The sequence below is a fragment of the Thermosynechococcus sp. PKX82 genome, assembly GCF_031583255.1.
In the GTDB taxonomy this organism is placed as follows: Bacteria; Cyanobacteriota; Cyanobacteriia; order Thermosynechococcales; family Thermosynechococcaceae; genus Thermosynechococcus.
Genome location: NZ_CP134169.1, coordinates 790,913 through 810,397, shown reverse-complemented (window position 1 = coordinate 810,397; position 19,485 = coordinate 790,913). Strand labels below are relative to the sequence as shown.

17 protein-coding genes and 1 tRNA gene are annotated in these 19,485 nt (G+C 54.3%); 6 read left to right on the top strand and 12 right to left on the bottom strand.

The annotated features are described in order from the left end of the window. Positions 1 to 14: 14 nt before the first annotated feature. Genes RHH53_RS03810 through RHH53_RS03800 form a run of 3 tightly spaced genes read left to right on the top strand, consistent with a single transcriptional unit; the run spans position 15 to position 5,442 of the window. Positions 15 to 2,894: a GAF domain-containing protein gene (locus tag RHH53_RS03810; RefSeq protein ID WP_302678888.1), complete on the top strand. Its 2,880-nt coding sequence runs from the start codon at positions 15 to 17 to the stop codon at positions 2,892 to 2,894. Further along, positions 2,891 to 4,681 carry a ferrous iron transport protein B gene (feoB, locus tag RHH53_RS03805; RefSeq protein WP_310744121.1) on the top strand — a complete coding sequence of 597 codons (1,791 nt, stop codon included), beginning with the start codon at positions 2,891 to 2,893 and terminating at the stop codon, positions 4,679 to 4,681. Before RHH53_RS03810 ends, feoB begins: the two co-directional genes overlap by 4 nt. Continuing rightward, entirely contained in the window at positions 4,672 to 5,442 is a 771-nt protein-coding gene (locus tag RHH53_RS03800; RefSeq protein WP_206201601.1) for a precorrin-2 C(20)-methyltransferase, read from the top strand. The genes feoB and RHH53_RS03800 overlap by 10 nt, the downstream gene beginning before the upstream one ends. Before the next feature lie 162 nt (positions 5,443 to 5,604). Here the strand turns inward: RHH53_RS03800 and RHH53_RS03795 are convergent, their stop codons facing one another. From RHH53_RS03795 to RHH53_RS03755, 9 genes are all read right to left on the bottom strand, one after another. Next, entirely contained in the window at positions 5,605 to 6,060 is a 456-nt protein-coding gene (locus tag RHH53_RS03795) for an NUDIX domain-containing protein (protein ID WP_206201123.1), read from the bottom strand. Next, positions 6,057 to 6,527: a thioredoxin-dependent thiol peroxidase gene (bcp, locus tag RHH53_RS03790; protein ID WP_286625685.1), complete on the bottom strand. Its 471-nt coding sequence runs from the start codon at positions 6,525 to 6,527 to the stop codon at positions 6,057 to 6,059. Before bcp ends, RHH53_RS03795 begins: the two co-directional genes overlap by 4 nt. An 80-nt stretch (positions 6,528 to 6,607) precedes the next feature. Continuing rightward, positions 6,608 to 7,732 (bottom strand): hypothetical protein, encoded by a 1,125-nt coding sequence (locus RHH53_RS03785; protein WP_310744120.1) that lies wholly within the window; start codon positions 7,730 to 7,732, stop codon positions 6,608 to 6,610. Positions 7,733 to 7,735: 3 nt separating this feature from the next. Further along, positions 7,736 to 9,034: a hypothetical protein gene (locus tag RHH53_RS03780; protein ID WP_310744119.1), complete on the bottom strand. Its 1,299-nt coding sequence runs from the start codon at positions 9,032 to 9,034 to the stop codon at positions 7,736 to 7,738. 130 nt (positions 9,035 to 9,164) lie between these two features. After that, positions 9,165 to 9,758 carry a peroxiredoxin gene (locus RHH53_RS03775; RefSeq protein ID WP_206201119.1) on the bottom strand — a complete coding sequence of 198 codons (594 nt, stop codon included), beginning with the start codon at positions 9,756 to 9,758 and terminating at the stop codon, positions 9,165 to 9,167. Between the two features lie 94 nt (positions 9,759 to 9,852). Further along, positions 9,853 to 10,428, bottom strand: coding sequence for an amino acid ABC transporter permease (locus tag RHH53_RS03770; protein WP_310744118.1), 576 nt, complete (start codon positions 10,426 to 10,428; stop codon positions 9,853 to 9,855). Between the two features lie 206 nt (positions 10,429 to 10,634). Further along, complete coding sequence (locus RHH53_RS03765) at positions 10,635 to 11,429, bottom strand: TlyA family RNA methyltransferase (RefSeq protein ID WP_302678882.1); 795 nt, start codon at positions 11,427 to 11,429, stop codon at positions 10,635 to 10,637. After that, positions 11,426 to 13,048 (bottom strand): ABC transporter substrate-binding protein, encoded by a 1,623-nt coding sequence (locus RHH53_RS03760; RefSeq protein WP_399385509.1) that lies wholly within the window; start codon positions 13,046 to 13,048, stop codon positions 11,426 to 11,428. The genes RHH53_RS03765 and RHH53_RS03760 overlap by 4 nt, the downstream gene beginning before the upstream one ends. Positions 13,049 to 13,062: 14 nt before the next feature. After that, positions 13,063 to 13,135 (bottom strand) — tRNA-His (locus RHH53_RS03755). Positions 13,136 to 13,181: 46 nt separating this feature from the next. On the opposite strand from RHH53_RS03755, the gene RHH53_RS03750 reads away from it, so the two are divergent. The 3 genes from RHH53_RS03750 (at position 13,182) to RHH53_RS03740 (ending at position 16,940) form a co-directional block, all read left to right on the top strand. Then, positions 13,182 to 13,565: a DUF4359 domain-containing protein gene (locus tag RHH53_RS03750; RefSeq protein ID WP_302676776.1), complete on the top strand. Its 384-nt coding sequence runs from the start codon at positions 13,182 to 13,184 to the stop codon at positions 13,563 to 13,565. 188 nt (positions 13,566 to 13,753) lie between these two features. Continuing rightward, positions 13,754 to 16,372: an AAA-like domain-containing protein gene (locus tag RHH53_RS03745; protein ID WP_310744116.1), complete on the top strand. Its 2,619-nt coding sequence runs from the start codon at positions 13,754 to 13,756 to the stop codon at positions 16,370 to 16,372. Between the two features lie 145 nt (positions 16,373 to 16,517). Next, the gene (locus RHH53_RS03740; RefSeq protein ID WP_315863344.1) at positions 16,518 to 16,940 is read left to right on the top strand and encodes an ATP-binding protein; all 423 of its coding nucleotides are present in this window, start codon (positions 16,518 to 16,520) and stop codon (positions 16,938 to 16,940) included. Positions 16,941 to 16,960: 20 nt separating this feature from the next. Here the strand turns inward: RHH53_RS03740 and RHH53_RS03735 are convergent, their stop codons facing one another. From RHH53_RS03735 to RHH53_RS03725, 3 genes are all read right to left on the bottom strand, one after another. Next, positions 16,961 to 17,872: a branched-chain amino acid transaminase gene (locus RHH53_RS03735; RefSeq protein WP_206201112.1), complete on the bottom strand. Its 912-nt coding sequence runs from the start codon at positions 17,870 to 17,872 to the stop codon at positions 16,961 to 16,963. A 91-nt stretch (positions 17,873 to 17,963) separates the two neighbouring features. Further along, complete coding sequence (locus RHH53_RS03730; RefSeq protein WP_310744115.1) at positions 17,964 to 18,974, bottom strand: DUF389 domain-containing protein; 1,011 nt, start codon at positions 18,972 to 18,974, stop codon at positions 17,964 to 17,966. A 45-nt stretch (positions 18,975 to 19,019) separates the two neighbouring features. Then, positions 19,020 to 19,484 carry an MEKHLA domain-containing protein gene (locus RHH53_RS03725; RefSeq protein WP_310744256.1) on the bottom strand — a complete coding sequence of 155 codons (465 nt, stop codon included), beginning with the start codon at positions 19,482 to 19,484 and terminating at the stop codon, positions 19,020 to 19,022. Between the last annotated feature and the right edge of the window lies 1 nt (position 19,485).

The following is a 19,485-nucleotide window of genomic DNA, read 5'->3' as shown; positions in this document are numbered from 1 at the left end:
TTGCGATCGCCCCTATGACCTCTGTCAAATCCTCGAAGGTCAGCCCCGCTTTGGCGGCACTGGTTAACACCATTAAGCAACTGCAACAGCAAGAGCAAATTGGTGGACTCATTGCTCCCTTGGTGAGCTTTGTCCAAGAAATCCTCGGCATGTCCTTTGCTTGGTTGGGACTATACAATGAAGCCGCCAAACAACTCATTGGCCAAGGGGGAACCACGCCCGTTGGCGATCATCCTTTTCTGAAGCAGAAACTGACCCTTGCCGCCGGTAGTCTTCTCGATCAGGTGTTGATCAACCGCAAGCCGATTAGTTTGCCCAGTCTCAAGGAGGAACCCCGCCTAGGCGAGTTACGAGAAGCCGCCACCCGTTTGGGCATTCAAGGCACGGCCATCTATCCCATTGTCCGCCATCGTCAACCCCTCGGCATTCTCATGATCGGTTCTACCACTTGGGGCGATACCCTGCGGGGCGATGATTTGGCCCACATGAGCTTACTGGTGAGTGCCCTTGGGGCGGAATTGGAACGCTTGACCGCGGCAAAACCAGCCCCTGAAACCAAGCAAGCGGCGGCGCCCACAATGACGAGTAATGATCCAGTGCGCCATCTCCTCCAAGAGGCCAGCCGTGCCCCTAGCTTGGGTCAACGCATTGAAGCCCTGTTGCTGGCAGTGCACCAATTCTGTCAACCTCAACGTACCAGCCTCTTTTGGCGAGATTTGGAGCAACCCCTCTATCGGCGGCGCAGTTACACCGTTGGTAAACCCCAGAGCCGCGAGAGCCAGCGGCAACCCTTAGCGATTACACAGCAGGAGTTAGCAGGTTGTTATACTGCCCTTGCCAGCGGCCAAACCGTGAGTGTCAGCGATAGTCAAAGTGTGGTCAGTGCTACCGCACCCTTACGGTTAATGCAAATGCTGAATTGCCGTGCCCTTGTGGCAACCCCGATTCTGGTGGGCACGGATGTCGTGGGCTTTCTCACATTCGAGCGCAGTGAGCCTTACCCTTGGAATGACAATGAAAAGAAACTCCTCCAAGTCACCGCAGAGCTATTGGCCTTGGCAGCCCCCACTGAACGCCTTGAACACCTCTTGGCACAGACCCAGCAGGCCCAAAGCTTGGTGAGTGAGTTGGCGCAAGCCATCTGTGATGAACAGGACTGGAAGCAAGTGCTCCACCATGCGGGCGAAAGGTTAGCGGCAGATTTAGGGGCACAGTGGGTCTTTTTGTTAAGCTACAACTCCCTGACCCAAGTCTTTGATGTCCTGTTTCAGTATCCGGCGCCCCGGGGGCGCGATCGCCATCCGCCCTTCCCGCCCTTACAAAAAATGGATTGGCAACTTCTGGAAACGGCAACCACAGCCATTGCCCTTGAGGACTGTAGCCATGAACTGCGCCTCTACTCTTGGAAAGAGGTTCTCGACAAGCTGCATATCCAGTCCCTTGTGGCAGCAACCACCACCCCCGGCCATTCTTTGGAAGCACTGCTGTTAGTGGGGCGCACTGAACCAACGGCTTGGGGCAAAAGTCAGCAAACCCTTGTACAGGAGGTGGCGCGTACCCTTGGCCTCATTAGCCATCAGTGGCAACTGCAAAACACCAATACGCAGCAGGAGCAAGTGCGATCGGCGATGCTGGCGGGGTTAACGGCACTGCAACGCACCCAAAACTTGGAGCGCATTGAACTGACGGGCTTGCAGCAGCTCATGAACTTAATGCAGGTACCCCTTGTGGCCTTAGTGACTTGGCGACCCGGTCAGACGGTTGGCTCGATTGTCGCGCCGCCCCCTAGCCATCCCAAATTTGCGATTCGCAACGACGCGGAAATTGCCATCTATGAGGATCCGCTGATCCACAGTGCCCTGATGGCCTCCCAAGCCGATGTCACCAGTAATCCCTACACTTGGTTGATTCAAACCACAGCAGCAGAACTAGATCCGCGTACGCGGGAATGGCTCTCAGGGCCAGACATTGGTCAAATTTTGGCGATCGCCCTACGCACTGATCCCGAATACGAACCTTCAGGGGTTCTCATTGTCGCTGATCGTCGCGATCGCCAGTGGTCAACCTTGCACCTAGAGGCCTTCATTACCCTTGTCAACCATTTGGCTTGGGCACACCGCAGTACTTCCCTCATTCAAATGCTCACCCAAGGTTGGCAAACCCTTGAAACCCTCAACTGGTACAAGCACCGTCGCCTTGAACAGGTCTATGGTCAACTTGCGAGTCTCTGCCATCAGCTGATGCAATCGGTTCAGCAACACCCTGAGGCGGCTCCCCTGCTGCGGCGGTTGGGCACGCTCCTGCAAACCCAGTTGGAATCCCTCCATCCCCTCTTGAGCCATGAGGTATGGCAACTGGACAAAACGACTGACACAGCAGGCCTAGCGGTGCTCCTCAAGCGAGTGATGGATCGCATCGAAAATTGGAAGCAGCGCAAACAACTGTGGATTCAAGTTCACAATCAACCTGTCCTCACCCTCAATGGTGACATTAGCAAGCTGGAGTTAATCCTTTATGAGTTGTTGCTTTTTGCCTGCCAGCGATCGCCCTCCCAAGGCCGCATTGACATCTGGTGCCAACAAATTGAAGGCATGGGTCAGGGGGGCAAAATGCAGTCTTGGCTGGAACTGTCAATCACCGACAATGGGGAAATAGAGCCACAGTTACTCATTAAACTGCACCAACTCGAACATCTCGACTGGCTTGCTCCCTCCAGCCTTGATCAGCCCCCCGGACGACACCTCAAAGTCTGCTTTAACCTGTGTCAACGCCTAGGCTATAACCTCGATATGTATAAATTAGAGGATGGCCGCTTCCTGAGTCGTCTGCTCATTCCCCTGAATAGTGGCGACACGGGTACCTTTGAATTGCAATCCTCACAGCCGCGCCAATGACCCCAAGCACGATCGCCCTTCTTGGCCTCCCGAACACGGGTAAATCCACATTTTTCAATCGCATTGCCGCTGCCCGTGCCCATGTAGGCAACTGGCCGGGGATTACGGTGGATCTAATAGAAGCAGAGATCTCCCTCAATGGGGAAATGGTTAAACTGGTGGATTTGCCGGGCATCTACGATCTGGCGGGGACGGCTGCCGATGAAACCCTTGTGCGTGAGTTTTTCCAACGGGTGCCGGTGCGGCTGGTGTTGGTGATTCTCAATGCCAGTCAGATTCAGCATCAATTGCGCTTAGCCCTGCAGGTGAAGGCTTGGGGACTACCAATGGTGGTGCTCCTGAATATGGCCGATGAAGCGCGGCAACTGGGGATTCAGATTGATACCGAGAAATTGAGCGATCGCCTTGGGGTGCCGGTGGTGGCCCTCAGTGCCAAATATGGTGGCGGCTATTGGGAGGCCTATGAAACAATTTGCCATGCCCTCAAAGAGGCACCCGTTCCCCAAGCCCCGCTCTTCAAGCCAACGTTGCCAGAAATTGAACCGGGGGCGATCGCGCCCCTATTGGCGGGCACCGTTACTTTCCCCAGTCGCACCGTTCGCAGACTAACAGAACAGTTGGATCACTGGTTGCTACACCCTTTGTGGGGACTGCCCCTCTTTTTTGCGGGGCTATACCTTGTCTTTCAAGTGGTATGGGTGCTAGGGCTGGGGGTTCAAGGCTGGCTCAGTGATGCGTTTGAGACCTTTCAGGGACAGGTGCTGGCGCCATTCCTCGCGGGGCTGCCCCCCTTGCTCAGCAGTTTGCTCATTGAGGGCATCTATGGCGGTATGACCACGGTGGCAGCGTTTGTGCCCTTAGTCACCATCTTCTTTATTGTGATGGCGATCGTTGAGGATAGTGGCTACCTTGCCCGTGCCGCCTACCTGATGGATGGCCTGATGGCACGCTTGGGTTTAGATGGACGCAGTTTCGTCCTCAGCTTGATGGGCTTTGGCTGCAATGTCCCCGCCCTGATGGCCACCCGCATTATTCGCTCGCCGGGGCTGCGGCTACTGACGATGCTGATCATTCCCTTTTCCCTCTGCTCAGCGCGGCTACAGGTGTTTGTCTTTCTCATTGCCTGTTTGTTTCCCCCGCAGTGGGGGGCAGTCGTCCTGCTGTCTCTCTATGGCTGGAGTATTCTGGCGGCCTTGCTCACTGCCCTCTGTTTTCAGGGCTATTTCCCGAATACGGATCCCTTTTTGCTGGAGTTGCCCCCCTATCGCTGGCCGACGGGGCGACAGGTGATTCTGCGGGCCTGGGGCGAGGTGCGGCATTTTCTCTCGCGAGCCACGGGCTTCATTATGATAGGTGTCTTGGTGGTGTGGGCATTGACCCATTTACCCCTGAACGCAACGCCCTCAAGTCCAGAAACGTGGGCGGGTCAACTGGGGATAGCGCTACAGCCGCTTTTGGCACCGGTGGGCATTACACCTGCCCTGACGATCGCCCTGATTGTCGGCTTTGTGGCCAAGGAGATTGTGATTGGTGCGTTGGCGGTGATCTATCACCTTTCCGGTACCTCGTTACAGCAGGCGATCGCCCGAGATTTAACGCCCCTACAGGCCTACAGCTTTATGCTTTTTACTCTCCTGTACACCCCCTGCTTGAGCACCCTTGCCACCCTCTGGAGTGAATCGAAACGCGGGCAGTTTACGATTTTTGCGACCCTCTATGCCTTGGTGATGGCGTGGGTGGTGAGTGGCAGTGTCTATCAACTGGGGCACTGGTGGGGATGGGGCTAATGGCCACCCTTTGCGGCATTGGCGTAGGGCCGGGGGATCCTGAACTCATTACCCTCAAGGGTTGGCGACGCCTACAGCACGCAAGGGTGATTGCCTTTCCGGCGGGACTACAGGGACGGCGCGGCATTGCCGAGGAGATCATTTCCCCCTACAAAGACCCCCAGCAAATGTATCTGCCCCTCGAATTCCCCTATGTTCTTGCAGAAGATGTCTTAGAACAAGCATGGCAAAAGGCGGCAGAGCAAGTCTATGCCTATCTCGCTCAAGGCATTGATGTGGTCTTTGTCTCTGAGGGGGATGTCAGTTTCTACAGTACGTTTTCCTATCTGGCGGCAGCCGTCCAGAGCCTTGACCCCCATATTGCGATTGAAGTGATTCCGGGAATTTGCTCGCCTTTGGCCGCAGCGGCTAGCTTAGGGGTGCCCCTGACCTTGGGGAGCGATCGCCTAGCGATTTTGCCAGCAATGTACCACGGGGATGACCTCGAGCGGGTGTGGGCATGGGCGGAGGTGGTGGTTTTAATGAAGGTGCGATCGGTCTATGGCCACGTCTGGCATTGGCTCAAGGAACACCACCTCTTGGAACAGGCGGCAGTGGTGAGCTGGGCAACAACCCCTCAACAGCAAATCTACACCCCCCTGACGAACTATCCAGAGTTAACCCTGCCCTACTTTTCGCTGCTCATTGTTTGGCAGCGGCGCCCCATCTTGCAGAATTTCGCGAGTGCTGAAGTCAATCCTATGTACAACAGTACCCAATGATTCTTTATCGGTGCTACGGGGGTGGGCGTCTCCTCACGATAGATCAAGTGGTGTGAATTCTCTTAGCGTGTCTCTGTACCTTCATTTGCATTAGTAGCCGTTTGTTCCACTAAACGAAAGTGCGATATCGTTAAATAAGACTTAACAATCTAGCTTTGGTGTTCATGTCAATCCTAGATGTCCACTCAAATAGTCCTGTAACTGTTGGGCATGGTCGTGGGCGAGATCGGCTAAGGGGAGGTCACTGAGGGGAAAGGCTTGTACTGCACGCACTTCCTTGACATCCAAAACCTGCGGCTCACCGACAACGCGGGCAGCGATCGCGATACACACGGCATGAACACGGGGATCTCGCTTTGGGTCAGAGTAAACCCCCACTAAGCCTTCAAAGCTCTTGAGGCGCAATCCTGTTTCTTCCGCGAGTTCGCGAGCGCCGGTATCGAGAATCGTTTCTCCCCAATCCATCATGCCCCCCGGCAGCGACCATTGACCCGTATCGCGGCGTTGGATCAAAATCAGGCGATCGCCCGCTGTCAAGGCAATCACCGACACCGCCACAAAGGGATGCCGCCAAAATCGCTTTAGGAAAAAACGGACAACTCGCCAAAACCAATTCACGCTTGTAGCTGCTCCAGATCCGCCAGCACTTGCGCCACATGGGCATCGGGCTTCACCCGCCGATAAATAGCCGCAATTTTGCCCGTGGGATCGATGAGAAATGTATCCCGATAAACACCGAGATATTCCTTGCCCATGAACTTTTTCGGGCCATAGCTACCGTAGGCTTGGGCAACGCTGGTGTCCACATCGGCCAGCAGGCGAAAGGGCAAGTTAAGCTTTTGCTGAAATTTGGCGTGGGAGGCGACACTATCGGGGCTAATGCCTAGGATAACGACGTTGCGATCGCCCAAGGTGGCACTGACATCGCGGTAAGCACAGGCTTCTTTGGTGCAGCCGGGGGTATTGTCACGGGGATAAAAGTAGAGAATCACCCACTGACCTTGAAAGTCAGCCAAACGCACCCGCTCACCCGTAGCATCCGCCAGTTCAAAGGAAGGGGCGATCGCCCCAACGGTCAGGGACATTTCTGAGCAATTTCCAATGGTTGGCCATATCTATCTTCCCCCAGTTTGGCTCCTGCTGTGGTGGCCAAGGGGTGTAGCCTTTAGCCCTCAGAGATAAAGAGGCGAATGAACAGGTACAGCATGAGCTGGCGATAACGATAGAGCAGGAAGGCGATCGCCGGTGTCAGAACCACAAAAAAGCCGTAGAGGCCAACCACCGTTGCTAAATCAGTGTGCAGAAAATCGCGAGCCAAGCGAACAAAATCGTGATCAATGCCCCCTTTGCCCATCAGGTACATCTCTCGAAACACAGGATTAAACTGCAACTGCCAAGCAAAGCGCATATTAAAAAACACAATGAAAAACCCCACCATACCGTAGAGGGGACGTTCAATGGGATAGCGGCAGCCCCAACCACTGAGGGCACGGTAGAGAAAAATGACGGCAAAAATGAGTTCAAAGCCATGCCCCATCGCTACAAAGAGCATTTCATGGACTGGACTAAAGGCCACAAGGGTATAAAGCAGCGTAAAGACCCCAAGGCAAATAAGGGTCAGCCGATTGTGACGGTAGAAATAGGCCAAGGCCAGCAATCCCGTATAAATGAGCAGGATGATGCCGCCCGCGCGATCGCCATGGAGAGTGACGCCACCACCGTAGCGAAAATCAAAGGCGGGAACCGCTGGATAGCCAAAGAGCCACGCCATTACTGCATGACCCATTTCGTGGACAAGGGTAATCAGCGGACTGAGCAAAAACATCACCTGCTCTGACGTAAGAAGAAGGAGTGATAGACCCAACCCCGCCACGATCACTTGCCAATCTTTAGTGCTGAGGGGTTGGACAGGAATGCCAAACTCTTCCTTGCGAGGAGGAGAAGGGAGGGAGAGAGTCTGACGTAGATGCTCCCCCTTGGCAAGGCGTTGTAACTCATGGCGACTGGTGAGATCAAGCGCCGCTTCCCAGAGTTCATAGCTGTCTTGGCAAGCCGTGATCAGGATGCTGCTGTGGGCATAGCTTGGCCAGTGGATCAGTTCGCGAGCGAGTAGTGTGAGCACAATTGCAGCCGGGACACTCGTTGGACACTGCAGGCGCAACAAGAGACATTCGCGCCGCTGGCTCGCTGTGACCCCTATCCCCTTGGGGGCAAGTGCCGCTTCTAGGAGGGCTTGAATGGCCTCGAGATCTCCTGTGGCAGCCGCTGGGCGCAGGGAGGAGCGGGTCATGATCTACTCCGATTCCAGTCGGCGTAACCATTCGCGATCGATGGCTTCCGATTGGGCGAGTTCCTGCTCCACTAAATCTTGATCGGAGCGATAGATGACATCCTGTTCACGGATTTGCCGCTGCTGGGCATAGGCTTGAGCTGCCCGTACTTTGGCACGCAACTGCGGTGTGGGATTGGCCAGAATATTGGCGTAGTGGTAGCGGCGGGCATTGCGATCGCGAATGCGTTGATTTTGCCACAGTAACCAGTAGTACCGCCCCAAGGGAATACCCAAAAAGCCAATACCATAGCCCAGCAAAATCCAAAAGATGGAGGCCACAAAGGCCACCAGCCCCCCCAGTTCTTGGGCGATCGCCCCATCTCCCAAGAGGTACCACAGCATCAGCGCCCCGATCAGATTGACACAGCCCAAGCCAATGGCCACCATAATTTGCCAAGCGGGTGCCCGACTAAAGCGCCAGAGCTGTTCTTCCAAGATGGGGGGAAGCGTCTGCCGTTGACCTTTGCGAGTTTGAGCCGTCGTTTGTAACTCAGGAAAGCAATAGATAATCTGCCCTGTCTCTGTGACTTCGGGGCGACCGTTAAAGTGGGTGAGCACCGGCAGCATATACCACTCATCATCCCCCGGATCTGTTTCTAAATCGAGATAGGGGGCAATTTGCTCTGCCGTGACTGCCCCGCCATTGTTGCGGATCACTTGGCCAATGAGTTGCCAGCGGCGTTCTTCGAGGTCGGCATTGGGATTGCCATCGCCAAAGAGAAAAGAATAGACCCCCTCAAAGAAGTTCATTTCCTCGTCATTGTCCTGTGACCGGGGGCGCGATCGCTGGGGAGAAGGATCGCCAAAGAAATACCAAAAGTCGGGAAAGACCCAAACATTGATGCCACCGCCCCCCCAAGAGCCGCCTTGGCCGCGATCCTCACCATCTCGCCCTTGACTAGAAAGGGCAATCAAAATGATGGCGATCGCTAGAAAAATCAGAACTATCGAAACAATGAGAAAAATGCCAAAGGAAATGCGAATCAGATAGAAAACAACACCCCAAACCCGCTGCGCCACCGCCCGCAGTCGCAGTTGCCAGTATTTTGCTTGCAGGATACTGCGAAAATTTCTTGGGAAGACGTAGGCAATATCGCCACTTTCGGCCACTTGTAGCGTGCCGCCAACATCGGCAGCTAAGGCCATTAATCCTTTTTCAGCCGTTTGCAGTGGTAATCCCACCGTACCCGCCACATCCCCTGCGGTCACTCGGTACCCCAGTGTTTCTACAGCTTGCATTAGGCGGCGATCGACCGTCATGTTTGCCTCCCTTTTCGGCAAAAGGCCTCCTGTTCCACCCTAACGTTTTCCTACGGGTCTTGGCGAGACAAAAAAGAACCCACCCCAAGGGCAGGTTCACAGCACGGATCAGTCTGAGACAGAGGGGCGATTAGCCCACCGCTTCAAAATACACTTTGGATTTGACAGGGTCAGGGTTCATCGTTTTGTCGCCGGGTTGCCAGCCCGCAGGGCAGACTTCGTCGGGGTGAGCTTGGACGTATTGAATCGCTTGTAGCACCCGCAGGGTCTCATCAACGTTGCGGCCAAAGGCCAAGTTATTGATCGTTGCGTGTTGGATGATCCCTTCTTTGTCAATGATGAAGAGACCCCGCAGTGCCACCCCTTCCTCGGTCAGCACGTTGTAGGCGGTGCTGATTTCTTTTTTCAGGTCAGACACGAGGGGATATTTGAGATCGCCCACACCACCAGCTTTGCGATCCATTTGCGTCCACGCCAAGTGGGAGAACTGGCTATCCACAGACACGCCGAGAATTTCGGTGTTTAGTTTGGCGAATTCATCGTAGCGATCGCTAAAAGCAACAATTTCTGTGGGGCAAACAAACGTGAAATCCAAAGGATAGAAGAACAAAACAACGTATTTACCGCGATAGTCCGAGAGCTTGACGGTTTTGAACTCTTGGTCATAAACAGCAACCGCTTCAAAATCAGGGGCGGGCTGACCCACGCGCAGACAGTGAGACATAGCAAACCTCGTACTTTTAGCAACGACCAATTAACAGGGCTGTTCACATTTTTTAACAGCTATGCTTACTATATCATACTCATAACGGTTTTGATTATGAAATAGCCGATCGCTGCCACCGTTGCTCAAGGAAGCGGGAGAGCCGTGACAGAGGAAAACAGAGGGCAAAGTAGAACATCGCACCCAAGACATAGATAAAGAGCTTCCGCTGCGGATCGGTCATGGGATTGGCAAAGGTGCTCGTCATATTGCTCGTCATATTTTGCAGTTCGGGCACGCCAATCACCACCAAGAGGGCGCAGTCCTGCATCAGCGTAATGAAGTTATTGGTAAAGGGAGGCAGGATAATCAAAATAGCTTGGGGCAGGATAATCCGCCATAGAGTTTGCCGACCCGAGAGGCCAAGGCTGAGGCTGGCTCCCGTTTGTCCCTTGGGAACCCCCTCTAGGCCACTGCGAAAGACCTTACTCAAATAGGCACCATAGTTAAAGCCCAAGCCAAGAATGCCGTAGAAAATGTAGTTAAAAAGTGGCGACACCAAGCGGTTGCTTTGCAGCACGCTCATGACATCAAAGGCAATTTGCCGAGGATCAAAACCCCATTGACTCAAGAGCCCACCAATGCCAAAGCCCCACACCAGCAGTTGCACCAAGGTTGGGGTACCGCGCACAAATTCAATGTAAACTGTACTCAGCTAGCGCAATGGCGGGACAGGATACAACCTCGCCCAGGTGGCGATCGCCCCCAAAATCACGGCCAAGAGCAAACTAAAGACTGAGATCAAATAGGCACACCAAAAAGATGCCATTGAGCCATTTTGCCCAAGGAGGAATAAACGGTGCCACCTGCTGCATGCTTAGAAAACCGCAATTTTTCTCAGGATGATGGTACCACCCCATTTATTGGTGAACCATTGACCCCACCACCCTCAGAAAAGTAGGCCAAAAATTCCTGATTGCCCGCAGGCCCTAAAATCGGCGAAGGAGTCACACCGTGGCACTGCCACCCCAACGCTTCGGCGGCGGCAATCACCTGATCCACGGCTTCTTGACGCGCCTTGGCATCGCGCACCACACCATGTTTGCCGAGGCGATCGCGCCCCACCTCAAACTGTGGCTTAATTAGCGCAATCAAGTCTCGCGGCGGCAGCAGTAATTCCCATAGGGCGGGTAAAACTTTAGTCAGGGAAATAAAAGAGACATCCACCACGCCGAGATCGGGGCGGGGCGCATCGTCAGTGTAGAGATCAGTGGGGGTTAAATAGCGCAGGTTGGTGCGTTCCCTGAGGATAACGCGCGGGTCTTGGCGCAGTTTCCAATCCACTTGGCCATAGCCGACATCAATGCCATAGACCCGTTTGGCGCCCGCTTGCAACAGACAATCCGTAAAGCCGCCCGTGGAAATACCGCCATCTAAACACACGCGATCGCGCACCACCACAGGAAAGACCCCTAGGGCATGGGCAAGTTTTTCACCCCCCCGCGAAACATAGGCGGCTTTTGCCTTCACTTGAATCGTGGCATCCACTGCCACCAGCGTGCCCGGCTTATCAATGGGGACATGGTTTACCTGCACTTCCCCAGCGCGAATCCAACGTTGTGCCTGTTGGCGGCTCTCACACAGGTGCCGCTCCACCAGAAGACTATCCAAGCGTTGCTTTCGGGGACTCATTGATCTTTTGGTGCTTTCTGCAGGGGGGCAAAGGCAAAGAGCTGGTTGACATCAAGGATTAACCCGCGCAACTGGGGTTGGGCAAAGAGGGTGGTTTCACTCTGCCACAGGGGCAAAAAGGCCACGGCCTCGGCATTGAGTTCCTGAAGCTGACGCAATAGTACCCCACGGCGTTGGGGATTAGCCTCACGGCGACTGGCAACAATGAGATCATTGGCCTCAGGGCTATAGAAAAACGACCCCCACGCCGCACTGGCACCACTTTCACAGCCTGTTTCCACAGAACCATGCTCGCAACTCAGGAAAGGTTCAAGGTAATTGTCAGCATCGTAAAAATCACCATACCAATCGAGCAAGACCAAGGGGTAAGCCCCACTGTCTAAATTGCGGTAGATCGTAGCCGAGTCAGCGCTGTCCAATTGCACCTGCACGCGATCGCCCAAATCCCGCTCTAGTGAAGCTTTAAGAACCGTTGCCGCCAGCACATTACTGGGAACATTGGCACGGTACCAGAGATTGATGACGAGGGGTTGCTGCGCTGAAATAGAGGTCTTGGCTAGCCAGTGAGCTATTTGAGCGGCGTCTCCATCTCCATAGCGATCGCGAAAAATCGGCTCACTCTCAGGAAATAAACTCGGCACCAGCGAGTACAGGGGTTCTGCTTCCCCCAAAAAGACCCGTTCCGCGAGGCGTTGACGATTGACACTGGCCGCCAAAACCTGCCGCGCTGCCAATTGATCCCAAGGGGGTTGGCGCAAATTAATGCTTAGGACAGTGACAGCGTTACCTGCCCCGGTAATGACCTGCCAGTGCTTTGTTGCCGCTTGAGTCTTGAGGGCGCGAATTTGATTGGGATCGAGCGCACCGATCGCCACATCCACTGCCCCCGTGCGAAAGGCATTGTAGAGATTAGCGCTACTGGAAAAGATTTGCAGGCGAATCCCCGTATTTTGGGGCTTGGTTCCCCAATAGTCGGCAAAGGGTTCAAGGCGTATCCCATCGGTACCGTAGGCCGCTAAACGGTAAGGGCCTGTGCCCACAAATTGCGTCGGCAAAAAGCGATCGCCCGCTGCACCATAGGCTGTCGGCGAAACGGCACACAAGCCACTAAAGGCCAGTAAATGGGGAAAAGCCACAAAGGGTTCCTTGAGGCGAATTTCCAGTAAGTCCTCCGCGATCGCCTGAATTTCTTTAACGCGCCCGGCCAAGAGGGAGGCGGGTTGGCCACCACTATTCATAAATCGCTCAAGGGAAAAGGCCATGGCGGCTGCATTAAACGGTGTGCCATCGTGGAAGCGAACCCCCCGCCGCAGGGGAATGCGGTAAGTCAGGCCATCCTCGCTCACTTCAGGTAGCGCTGTGGCCAGTTGGGGAATGAGGTCTTTGCCTTCGTAGGTATAGAGGCGATCGCCCAAATTCAATAGCAGCAGTCCCGCCAAATTTTCGTAGGCATCAGCGGGGTCTAGGGTGCGCAGGCGAGCCGTGGTACCAATGACAATACTGTCATCCCCTGGGCGAGGCTCATCACCGCCACAGGCAACCAGCAGCAGGCTCAACAACAGTACCAGACATCCCCACAGTAGCCGTCGTGTCACGGATACACCCGCTCGGTACATCATCCACTAGAATAAAGGGCGAGCGATGGGACTCGAACCCACGAATGGTGGAACCACAATCCACTGCCTTAACCGCTTGGCTACGCTCGCCATGCTTCCTGAGCTAGTCCTCTAGCATAGCATAGAGAACTCTCTTATGAAAGTGCCTCTCCTTTCCCAAGTCATGGCACGCCCTCTTTGGTGGGGCGGTGGCGCCTTCTTGCTCTTGGGGATCATTGCGGCGGTTCTGACGAATCCCACCCCTGCCGACTATCAACGCCGCGCCGCAGCGGAAATCAATACCTTCCTTTTGACTCAAGTGTGTCCAGAGATCATCAATCGCGATAGCGCGATCGCCATGGTGGCTTTAGAAGTCTGCGATCAACTGGAATCCCGCCCAGCAGAAGACATTGAACGCTACATCGCCTACAACACCCAATCCTATAACCTTGGCGTTGCCACCCTCTTTGTGACAGAGTTGCCCATTGACACCGTCTGGAGCCTCGGCCTCTTTGGTCAAATTATTCCCCTCAGACTGTAAGCTTCCTCTCTCCCTGATTTCAGCAGCAGGTGCAAAATGCAAATACCCATTTCCCCAGACCTCTGCTTGGCAGCAGGGTTGCTTTTAGAACCAGTGGCGTTCGCCAGCTAGTGAGCCTTCGGCAGGGGGCGGGAAAGACTATGCCAAAATATATCAACAACCGCAGAAACCAGTAAAACGTAATTACCATGATTGGGAAAACCCTTGGCGGGCGCTACAAATTGATTCGAGTTTTAGGGGCTGGGAACTTTGGCCAAACGTTTCTCGCTGAGGATATTCACCGTCCCATTCGTGCCAAGTGTGTGGTTAAGTACCTGCGCCCCGCCCGTACGGATGCGGCCTTTCTCCCTTTGGCGCGATCGCTCTTTCAGCGGGAGGCACAAATTCTAGAGCGGCTGGGCAGTCACGAGCAAATCCCCCGCCTCCTTGCCTACTTTGAGGAAGACAACGAATTTTACCTTGTCCAAGACTTCATTGAGGGTCAAGTCCTACGGCACGAATTGTTGCCGGGCTGTGCGTGGTCAGAGGCACGGGTGATGGCGTTGCTCCAAGATGCCCTGCGGGTTTTGGCCTTTGTGCATCAATGTGGTGTTATCCACCGCGATATTAAACCCGATAATCTGATTCGTCGCCAATCGGATCACCGCTTAGTGCTCATTGATTTTGGGGCAGTGAAGGAGATGGGGGTCTCCATTGGTGGCGGTACCTTGGTGGGAGAGACCAATCCACAGACAATTGCCATTGGCACACCAGGGTATATGGCCCCAGAGCAAGCCCAAGGGCGTCCGCGTCCGGCCAGCGATCTCTATGCCTTGGGGATGGTGGCGGTACAGGCATTGACGGGGTTGAGTCCTCTGCAACTCACCCAAGACCCCTACGGTTGTTGGTGTTGGCAAGCTGCTGAACCAGTCAGCGATCGCCTAGTGCAGTTTGTCAATAAACTAATTCACCCTTCTCCCTACGAGCGCTTTACCACGGCTACCGATGCCCTTGCCAGCCTGCAACAGGTGGAGGTGCCCAAATCCTTTTGGTTTCGCCTTGGCAAATTTCTCAAAACTCCTGTTCAAGACCTCTGGCGATCGCCCGAAGGGCGCGCTGCGCGATTGCCAAAGGCAGGTGGGGGTGCTTCTACAGTGCCGCCCCGTCCACTACCCGCTGTTTCCACGCTGCCGCCACAAGTCACCGAACCGAAACCAGTGTCCTCTCCAGCGGCAGCCACCGCCGCCCTTTCCAACCAAGGTCGCCATGTTTTTATCAGTCACTCCAGTGACGGCACCGATTTGCAGTTGGCCAGTGCCCTCCAAGAGGTGTTGCAAAAAGCGGGTCACCAACCCTTTATGGCCAGCCAAAGTATCCGCCTTGGGGAGGCATGGGCACAGCGGATTGATCAGGAGCTAAAGCGGTGTGATTTCTTTGTTCTGTTGCTCTCACAAACGGCGGCGCAAAGTGAAATGGTGCTTGAGGAAGTCCGCACGGTCAAACAGTTGCAAGCCCAACGGGGCGATCGCCGTCCCTTTATCTTGCCTGTGCGGGTCAATTTCCCCCTTGATATGCCCTTGAACTATGAGTTGCGGGGCTACCTGCATCGCCTACAACAGCGCTTCTGGCGATCGCCAGCGGACACCGACACCCTGCTGCAAGAGATTCTCGACTTGGTGAATGCGACCACTGCCCCTGTAGCCACCAGTAGCGATGCTGCCCAAGAAACCATTGCTGAATCTGCGCAAATTGGCACATTGGTGGGTGATGGTGCGCCTGTTCCCGTGGCTGAGCCAGAACTCCCAGAAGGGCAGGTGGAAGTGGCCTCGGCATTTTATATTGAGCGGCCACCCATTGAGCAACGCTGTCGCGAAACCCTCTTGCAACCCGGCTCCCTCATTCGCATCAAAGCCCCCCGCCAAATGGGCAAAACCTCACTCATGGCACGGCTGCTGTACCGCGCCACCCAAGAGGGTTATGGCACTGTTCCCCTCAGTTTCCAACTGGCAGATGCCCAAGTCTTCAGTGATTTAGAAAAACTCCTGCGCTGGCTCTGTGCCAGTGTCGGGCGGCGATTAGGGCTAGAAAACCGCCTCAATGAGTATTGGGATGACATTTTTGGCAGTAAATACAACTGCACTACCTATTTTGAGGAGTATCTCTTACCCAATTGCCAAAAAGCGGGGACACAGTTTGAGGGTCGTCCCCTTGTCTTGGGTCTTGATGAAGTGGATCGGGTGTTTGAGTATCCGGAAGTGGCCAGTGACTTCTTTGGCCTGTTGCGGGCATGGCATGAAGAGGGCAAAAACCGCGATATTTGGCGCAATCTCCGTCTAATTGTGGTTCATGGTACGGAGGTCTATATTCCCCTAGACATTAATCAGTCCCCCTTTAACGTTGGCTTAGCCATTGATCTGCCGGAATTTAACCAAGAACAAATTGCTGAGTTGTGTCGCCTCCATGGCCTGAGTCTGTCAGAGGAGCAGCTTCAAGACCTGCAGCACTTGGTGGGAGGTCATCCCTATCTGATTCGTCTGAGCCTCTATCACCTCGCCCGCCAAGACCTGACATGGCAGGCGTTAATAGCCAATGCGGCCTCAGAAACGGGGTTGTATCGGGATCACCTGCGGCGACAGTGGTGGCATCTCCAGCAGCAGGCAGACCTAGTGCCTGCCTTTAAGGAGATTCTGCAAGCGGACAACGGCAATATGGTTGATAGCACCGTTGGCTTTAAGCTCCACAGTTTGGGACTGATTACCCTAGAGGGAAATTTAGCTAAGGTGCGCTGTGATCTTTACCGCCGCTATTTTGGCGATCGCCTGCACTAGTGGACTGAATCATTGGCAGGACAGGCAGCGGTTGTGCGAGCAACAACTCCCTTGCTAAGCTAAAGGTAGAGGGGTTCGGTTATCCGCCAATGACTCTCACCAGTCTCGGAACTGTATCCCGCTGCCCAGTTATCCTTCGCGGGTTATGCCGTCTATGACGTTAATGTACGTTGCGCCTCAATGGCAAACCCTAGCATTTCCCTCAACGCTTTTTCTCCAACCCATCCTAGACATTCTACTCAGTGATCTTCCCCCCCAGTACAAAGATGAAATTAGGCTAGGCCTCCAAGAAGCCCTCGTCAATGCGGCTCGCCACGGCAATCAACTCAATCCTGAAAAGCTGGTTTTTGTGCGTTATACCTTCTTCCCCGATCAATGCTGGTGGGTGATTACGGATCAGGGGGACGGTTTCTCTCCTCCTAGTAATGTTTCTGAGACTGCTGATGAGTTATTGCCAGCCGCCGACTGTGAATGTGGTCGGGGCTTATTTTTGATCTATGCCATCTTTGATGAGGTCTATTGGAACCCGAAAGGAACCGAATTAAGTCTGTGTAAGTACCTCACCTAAGCGGATTACGAACCTTTGAGCTAGAGGGGAATGACATCAACCCAGTGACGATACTGTGGCTCCCGTCCTTCAACGATCGCCTGTAATTGTTTTTGCAGTTGGCGTGTCAGGGGGCGATCGCTCGGCAGCGTGTAGGTCTCAATGCGACTGACGGGCACAATTCGCGCAGCCGTACCCGTTAAAAAGACCTCATCGGCAATCAAAAGTTCCGTACGATCCACAGGCCGCTCAATCACCTTGACACCCGCCGCCTGCGCTAGCTCAATGACACTGCGGCGGGTAATGCCCTCAAGAATGTCTTGATCCACACTGGGGGTGATGAGTTGACCATCCCGCACCAGAAACAAATTCATTCCTGAGGCTTCGCAGACTTTCCCTTGGTCATTGAGGAGAATCGCCTCATCAAAGCCAGAGGAAACAGCCTCTGTTTTTGCCAGTGCCGAGACAATATAGGAAGTGGTCAACTTGCCCCGTAGGGGAAACGAGCGATCGCACTGCCGCTGCCATGAACTAATGCGACAGGTAACGCCGGCGGCTGACAGGTAATCGCCAAGGGGCATGCCGTAAATAAGAAAATCCTTCTCAATGTCATGGAGCCGTGGTGCAATGCCCAGCCCAGAGGTATAGACCAAAGGGCGAATATAGAAGGGCACGCTAGGTTGGTTTTTTTGCACCCATGCAACAATTTTCGACTTAATCTCGCTGGTGGGCAATTCATAGCCGAGATAGTGGGCACTGCGACTCAGGCGACGACAGTGATCCTCCAGACGAAAGAGGAGAATTTCCCTAGCGTTGGCCGGATTAGGGAGACCGCGCAAGCCTCCTAGGGCCGCTGTTCCGTAGTGAAGGGCATGGGTGGCCACGGAAATTTTGGCCTCTGCAAAGGGCACAAACTGACCGTTAAGATAGGCGTAGGGGAGAAAGTCACTCATGCGTCAATGGGAAGCGTTGACAAAGAACAGATGCAACCAAAGATCAGCTGCAGTCTCAATAGTCTAACATTTTGGCTTAACGCTCAAAAAACTAGGGCAACGGCTCCTCTGAGGTGATCTCTTCAATGCTAGACACCTGTAGGACTAGACGAAAAGGGCGATTCATCCGCTGTTGGATAAACTCTTCCATGAGTGCCACCTGTTTTGGGGTGACCGGCTCGCGGGCACGCACATTCACCCGAATCACGGGTGGGTTACTGACCCAATTCGTTTCCATACCTAACAGATCGAGGCGTTGAAATGTCAGCGTTCCTCGAGTCAGTGCCTCTCGTACTTGCTGTTGCAACCGCACTTGTTCAATGAGCCGACTGAAGCTAATGGCGAGGGGAATCACCAACAGAGCGGTGAGGGCAGCGGCAATGGTGAGGGGACGGCGCCCTTGATGCAAAGGGATATAGCCAACAATGACAAAAACTACCATGCAGGCCAGCGTAATTCCTAGCAGGTTTGTGAAATATAGCAGCGTTGCCCCCACACTCAGACTCGTATTCAACTGCGCTATCCCAAGGCCAACTGTGCAAACGGGCGGCATGAGCGCAACGGCGATCGCTGTCCCCGCCAAGGTGTTTGAAACACGGGGTTCCGCCACCGCATAGGCACTCACGGCACCTGCGGCCACCGCAATGCCCAAGTCCAGCAGATTGGGTTGGGAGCGGGCCATGATCTCACTGCCATAGACCTCAAGACCCACCATGACACCAATTGTCCAAGACATGCCAATGGCCATGAGGGTGCCGACAATCAAGGCAATCGCTGCCTCACGAAACATCTTGAAGTCGCCAATGAGAGCGGCTAAGGCCAATCCGCGAATCGGCAGCATCAGCGGTGCAATCACCATCGCCCCAATAATCACAGCGGCACTGTTGGCGAGCAAACCAAATGTGGCGATCGCGCAGGAAGTAACAATCAAGACCACATAGGGAACATTCAAATGGGATTCAGCATACAGTATCCGAATCAATTGATTGAGGCTTTCTGGCGTACGGCGGTGATAGCGGAAGGCTTGAACCTGATGCAACCAATGGGCAAGGAGTTCTTTCATGGACAACCTTGTACAGTCACTTATACGCAAGGGGTTAGATCAATGCTACAGGAACTGCCATTGATTAAACGTTGCTGCTTGGCCAACTGGATTGCCCGCTTCATCCAAAACCGTCCAAATCCAAGCATTTTCAATGCGAAACCGCCGCCCAGAACGAGAAATACGAACACCACTGTAGTTGTTGGCATAGCCTTGGCGGGCTGCTTGGGCAAGGAGGGTTGCTCGTTCAGTTTGAGCCATGGGTTCCGCCGTCAGCCGCGAAGGAAGCTGCACCAATTCCGGCCAAGAGAGTTCCCACAGGGTGAGAGCGGCTTGGTTGCCATAGTTGAGGATGGGATCGGCCTCATACCCATGGGAGAGAACGGGCTGTGACCAGTGAAACAACTGCTGTGCTAGGCTCAAGTCATCCCCAGCCGGAGCAGCTAGGAGCGATCGCCCCGTCCAGTGCTGAAAACTGGCGCAAATGCGTCGTGCCTGCTGGACTGCCGGTGGCTGCAACCAAGGCTCCATC